The 5935-nt window shown below is 36.3% G+C and carries 4 protein-coding genes; 1 reads left to right on the top strand and 3 read right to left on the bottom strand.

What is annotated here, in order from left to right; all coding sequences use genetic code 11:
- Both H4I94_RS12620 and H4I94_RS12615 read right to left on the bottom strand, forming a co-directional pair.
- Nucleotides 1-612: KAP family NTPase (locus H4I94_RS12620; RefSeq protein ID WP_261183318.1), on the bottom strand; the 612-nt coding region annotated here is incomplete at its 3' end.
- A gap of 21 nt (nt 613-633) precedes the next feature.
- Nucleotides 634-2340, bottom strand: coding sequence for a GGDEF domain-containing protein (locus H4I94_RS12615; RefSeq protein WP_261183317.1), 1707 nt, complete (start codon nt 2338-2340; stop codon nt 634-636).
- A gap of 1544 nt (nt 2341-3884) precedes the next feature.
- Between H4I94_RS12615 and omp33-36 the strand changes: the two genes are divergently transcribed.
- Nucleotides 3885-4766 (top strand): porin Omp33-36, encoded by an 882-nt coding sequence (omp33-36, locus tag H4I94_RS12610; protein WP_261183316.1) that lies wholly within the window; start codon nt 3885-3887, stop codon nt 4764-4766.
- 47 nt (nt 4767-4813) lie between these two features.
- Here omp33-36 and H4I94_RS12605 read toward each other — a convergent pair whose 3' ends face one another.
- Nucleotides 4814-5509: an ion channel gene (locus tag H4I94_RS12605; protein WP_261183315.1), complete on the bottom strand. Its 696-nt coding sequence runs from the start codon at nt 5507-5509 to the stop codon at nt 4814-4816.
- Nucleotides 5510-5935: the final 426 nt, after the last annotated feature.

Below are 5935 nucleotides of genomic sequence, written 5' to 3'. Positions count from 1 at the left end.
CTCAACCGATGTAATTTTGACTGTTTCATCTATCAATTTCTCTTTATATTCAGCGTATTTTTCTTTGTTTTTTTCTTCTGTTTTTGACTCATCTAAAATCAAAATTACCTGACAATTTCTTTCCAATTTAAGCTGATTTGCCAAACCCATGACATCTTTAATATCAAGCTTATTGGACATCCGTTCAAAATCGTCAAAGCAAATGATCGCATCTTTAACCTGACTAAACATCAAACTATCGAAAATCTTAGCTGAAGCACTTACGCCAAATTGAGAAATCTTTGTATCCTTAAATATTGAAGGCAAACCTTTGATCCATTTTGGAATTTCAACAGTTGAATGATAATTTTCAATGCTGCTGTAAATTTGTGTTTTTAAATCACTTAAGGATTCCAATCCAAATAACGAAACATAAGCATATTTGCGGTTAAAGACATTATCCTTTTTATAAATTCGTTCTTCGGACAATTCTGATTCTAAAAACGTGTTCCAGAAATAGGTCTTACCTACACCCCACGAACCTGTAATCGCAATTGCTGTTCCAATTTTTTCATTTCTTATATTTTGTTCAAGTAACTCTTTTAAACGAACTCTTTTATTTCGAATATCCATAGAATAATTTCCCTCTTAAAATCACCCCGCCACTTTATTTTTGCCATTTTCTTTGGCTTGAAACAAAGACTTGTCGGCTTTTTCCAGCAATGCCATCCACGAAGCAGCCCCTACCGCAACGCCAGCACTGACAGAAACATGAATATTCTGGTTCAGTTCAGCAATATAAAGTTCAGAACCGCCAATCTCTTTAAGAATTTTATTTGCAACACCCCAAGCCTCCTCAAAAGTAGTTTGCTCAATTAAAACCAAAAATTCATCACCACCATAACGTACAATTAAATCCGAAGTTCTGACATTAAATTGCAATTTTTCTGCAATTAGCTTAATCACCTCGTCACCCACAATATGCCCAAAAGTATCATTCACATGCTTAAAGTCATCCACATCAAAAATGATTAGGCCGGTTTGTTTCAATTGATTCGGCTTGTTTTCCAGATAACGGATATATTCATCTAAAGCCAAACGGTTAGATACACCCGTCAAATTATCCGTATTGGCAATATTTCTGAGCTGAAATTCCAGTGCATCACGCTGCTGTAGCACGCGCTTTAATTCTTTAAGGGCATTCAACAAGGTGACTGGCTCTGCAGCAGATAATGGTTCCCGTTCGGTCTCTATAACCTGATGCTGGGCCAATCGAAGAATGGTATTTCTGGCTTTAATTAAAGGTATAAAAACATGATTGCGCGCATGGATCATGGTAAAAATAACCGTTACCAAACAAATCAGCGCCACCAATAAAATTAAAATCAATTTTTGCTGGGCTTGTTTTTTCTGGCTTTGAGCCACCTTAACACTGTAATCCAGAATATAGCTTTGCAGATCGACCACTGTTACAAATTTATCAACCATTGCCTCTGTGAGTTGCGTACCGGTCAATGAATATGCCTGATTGTGGATACTTTCATTCATCAGGCGGGCAACGATTGGAATGCCTCGGTCTAAAAATTGTGTTTTTACTTGCTGATGCAAAGCTAGATATTCAGGGGTTTTATCCTGTTCGGGCTGTATGGTATTCACTAAAGCCCATAAATAATGGGCCTGATGTTGCGTCTGTAACGACCGCGCTAAATTATCTTCAGGTATTTTTTCATTAAAAGTCACTGCTGCCACAATATTCGATGCAGTTCGACCCGCCTGATCACGCAAATCAGCCAAAATTAAAATCAGCGTATAATAGTCTGAAACTGAAGTCCCTTTAGCTTCAGAATGCACCAATACATTTTCTATAATTCCCTTACAACTGTCCCACGCCTTAAACATGTGCTGAATCGCCTGATCCAGCTGTTTTGCACTCCGTTCAGATCGAGGCAAGGCGCCATAAGCATCAACAGCATTGCGACCTTGGGCCAGAGCGGCTTTTAACTGGGAAGATAATGCCTGAGACTGAACCGTAAAGCCCGCCGCAGCTAAAATTGCATGTGTCTGTTCAATCTGCAGGTCCACTTCTTTACGGTAAGCTTTTAATTCTTTTAGATTTGCCGCGAATTCATCGGCATTACTCGACATGACCTTATTCGCAGGTGCCCGTTCCCGGGAAATTTTATTGGCTAAATCGGCAACTGCACGAAGCGCAGAAATTTCAGTTAAAGCTCGATCCGCTTTTTGATAGCTTTGATAACTACTGACAATTAAAGGAACAGACAAAAATAGTAAAGACAGGATGATAATGATCATTGACCAGAACAGTCGCTGGCTGATATGTTCCGAGCGTAATTTATGCATGAATCAAATACGCTCCATACAACACGGCTGATCAATCATGTTTGATAATCATATGCAAATACAATTATATATATTACATGATTTTAATTTAAAAAGAGTTAAAATTTAATCAAAATTTTTAAACATTTCTATTTTATCAATCACTTATAATATTTTTTCAAATAAAAATTAAAAATCCTGTATTTCTTGACTAAAGCTTTAAAGCACAGCTCCTCGGGCTATCGTTTTAACCGAATTTATCTCCGTATTTGCCTGTTTTTTTGCTTACAGCATCGGATCGCTTTTCACTATGTAATTGGAGAGTTTGGAAATGATTGAATTACCCTGAAGTCAGCACACAGTCCAAATTAAACCTCGGCTTTCTGCTGCCAATATTGAGAATATAAACTATTTATTTTTCTAAATTTTTTTATAAATTATAAAGATTTAAAAAATTTTCTACGACAGTTGTAAGAAAACATTTACACGTGCTACAAATAAGTGCATAATGCACTGCATTAGGGCAAATTAAATATATTCCTCAGCAGACTATTTAATTTTTCCGAAGATTTTGGCGAAAAACCCCAGTTTTCTTTGAAAATTGGGGTTTTTTATGCTTAGAACTTAATAAACAGGTTAAAAATATTATATTTTATTGCACTATATTGGTGCTTTATCAATTAATAGATGACTAAAAAAATAAATTATTTAATCATGAAAAAAAATAAGCTTTAACTTCAGCAGTCTTGGTTTCTATTCTGCTATTTATTTTCTTTTAAACTCAATGAAATTGTTTGATTTAAATAAAAAAAAGCCCAACCTTGGGGAAAGTTGGGCATATAAAACAAAAACTTGCTTATGGAGAATCAGATCATCATCACATTATTTCAATGTAGTATGAATTGATAGATACATTATGGTAAAAATTACCAAATAAGTAAAGCCTATTAAAGTAGTAAGGTATTAAATAAACAAAAATTCCCTTCATTTATGTTAAATACATCACAAAACAAAAAATAATGTGTTTATTTTTCAATCAAAAATTATCAGTTTTGAAAGTTTCATCGCGGAAATCGAACAAACATTTCCAAGATGGGGCACAGTTCACGTAACAAAATATATTTCAATTGAATTTTACAATTAATTCTTAAAATTAATTCAATTTAACATTATAATTAGCCATTAATTTCTGTTTATTCCCAAGCAGATACGTTATAAAAAACCGCTTATTCATTTGTTCTAAAAAACAATTTTCAAAGTTGACATAGCATAGATCATTTGTATTTTTTTTAACCACATATGCTACTCATAACAAAAAAAAAACAAAATAATGTCTTTTTAGTTCATTGACTTAATGTTTTGTTACAATACAATGAACATAGTTTAATCCATCTGCAATAGAAAATAGAACTGGAAATTACTATGAAAAAACTCGGTTTAGCCACTGCTTTATTANAAAAAAAAAACAAAATAATGTCTTTTTAGTTCATTGACTTAATGTTTTGTTACAATACAATGAACATAGTTTAATCCATCTGCAATAGAAAATAGAACTGGAAATTACTATGAAAAAACTCGGTTTAGCCACTGCTTTATTATTAGCCATGACCGGTGCTCAAGCGTATCAAGTAGAAGTACAAGGTCAATCTGAGTACATCGACAACACAGTAAATGACAAAAACTTTACTGGTGCTGTGCAAGGCACTTATTACCTTAAAGATGTTGATTCTTCTAAAGGTCCATTGGCTGAAGCAGCTTTCTTAAACCAAGCGTCTAACGTGTCTGTAGCTTATAACTACGGTGAATACGATGTAGATGCAGACGATTCTGATTTCACTTCTCACACTATTGGTGCTAAAGCTGAAGCGTATATTCCAACTAAAGTTGTTCCTGTATACGCTAGCGCTTCTTATAGCAATACCATTACTGACAACAAAGATGGAAATGCCGATGATCACGGTGACCGTTATGCTTTAGAGCTTGGTGTTCTTCCAATTAACAACTTCTTGGTGGCTGTGGGTTATACCAGCGTTGCAAACCAATATTCTTTAGATGCTTTCAACATCCTTGCTAATGGCGTTGCTAAAGCTGGTTTAGAATCTGAGACAATTGATCAAGACCAAGATGCAATCACTGCACGTACTAAATACGTAGGTGCAATTGACGGTACGAACATGTCAATCGGTTTTGAGTCAGGTTTAGTTTATGGTGAAGACACTGCTTATAACCTAGGTACAACTCTTTTCGTTACGCCTAAGTTAAGCGTTGGCGCTTCTTACGCTGAATCTAGCTTCGCTGGTTCACCAGACAAAGCTTGGGGTGCGAACGTAAATTACTTCATCACTCCTGCTGTTGCAGTTGGTGCGTCTTACGTAAATGCCAATGCTGAAAAAGGTTCTGTATACGATACAGAAACTGTAGGCGTTAACGCTAAATTCCGTTTCTAATTTTGAATTAGAAAAAGAGTAAAAAAGGACGCTTAAAGCGTCCTTTTTTATTGGTCTTTATCCGTAGGATGCTTGGGTAAATGAGCAATATATTGCAAGGCAATCAAGCGTGAAACAATGAGGGCCAGATACATCACCCCAGAAAACATTTGCAATAGTGCCAGTACCCGTGCGGGGGCACTTATGGGCATTAAATCTGATAAGCCGGTTGCGGACTGTAAACTAAAGCTCAGAAACAATAAATCAAGCCAGCTTTGTAAACCTGCAACGTTGGGATTCAGGAAACTTCCCGGCGCCAGCAGCTGGCAAACGTTATACAAAAATGCAAATCCCCAGGCCAACAGGGTAAATACCGCACCCGCAGCAAACAGTTCATCTCGGGTTAAATAGCGGTCTTCAAACATATAACGCAACAGACCATAAGCCGCGCTAAAATAAGCGGCTGCTTCAAAGCCATGGGCGATAACCTGTATCCAGAGATTTTCTATGCCTAATAACATCAGGGAAGAAAAAATCACGGCGCCACTCACGAAACTTAAGCCCAAAATGGTAAACATTGGGGTTTGTTTAATCACTTTGGCAATGACCAGTAAAACCAGCACTCCCAATAGCCAGCTGAGCGTACGGTAAGGCGTGCTGTAATTGACTGCAACGGACAGGATCAAAATAATAAATTGTAATAAAAGTAGCCAAGCTGAAGGCAATACGCGAAATACCTTCCACACCTCAATGATTGCCTGCATTTTCTGCTCCAGAAGATCGCTTTTTTATGCCTGAATTTTTCAATAATTTTTATGTTCCTTTTAATCAACTTAGCATGAATGCTGAAGCGACAAGCGAAATATTTGTATGAAAAAGATTGAAAAAAAACCGTTATTTTGATCTGTTCAAGGTGGATGCAGTCACTCTTATGATCTGCTGAAAGGGAATTTAAACAGGAATATCCATTTGAACAGGGGTGTTACAATCAGGCGATGTGTTATTTGCACTGACATAAAAAAAGCCCCTGACGGCACTGCTGTCCCATAGTTTGCTTTAAATAAAAAAACCTGAGTCCTAACAGTTAAAATATGAGTGCAAACAAACACTTTAACGACCAGGATTCAGGTTTTGTCACATCAGAATACCGTATTTCATGAGCTAATTAAACCTGTTGTGCGACAGGATTT

Source organism: Acinetobacter sp. T_3_1, assembly GCF_025377055.1.
GTDB classification, from domain to species: Bacteria; Pseudomonadota; Gammaproteobacteria; order Pseudomonadales; family Moraxellaceae; genus Acinetobacter; species Acinetobacter kookii.
This window is presented reverse-complemented; position numbering and strand designations above follow the sequence as displayed.

Coding starts and splice junctions, on each gene's coding strand:
- H4I94_RS12615 (WP_261183317.1), bottom strand. CDS start 2,340: ATGCATAAATTACGCTCGGAACATATCAGCCAGCGACTGTTCTGGTCA.
- omp33-36 (WP_261183316.1), top strand. CDS start 3,885: ATGAAAAAACTCGGTTTAGCCACTGCTTTATTATTAGCCATGACCGGT.
- H4I94_RS12605 (WP_261183315.1), bottom strand. CDS start 5,509: ATGCAGGCAATCATTGAGGTGTGGAAGGTATTTCGCGTATTGCCTTCA.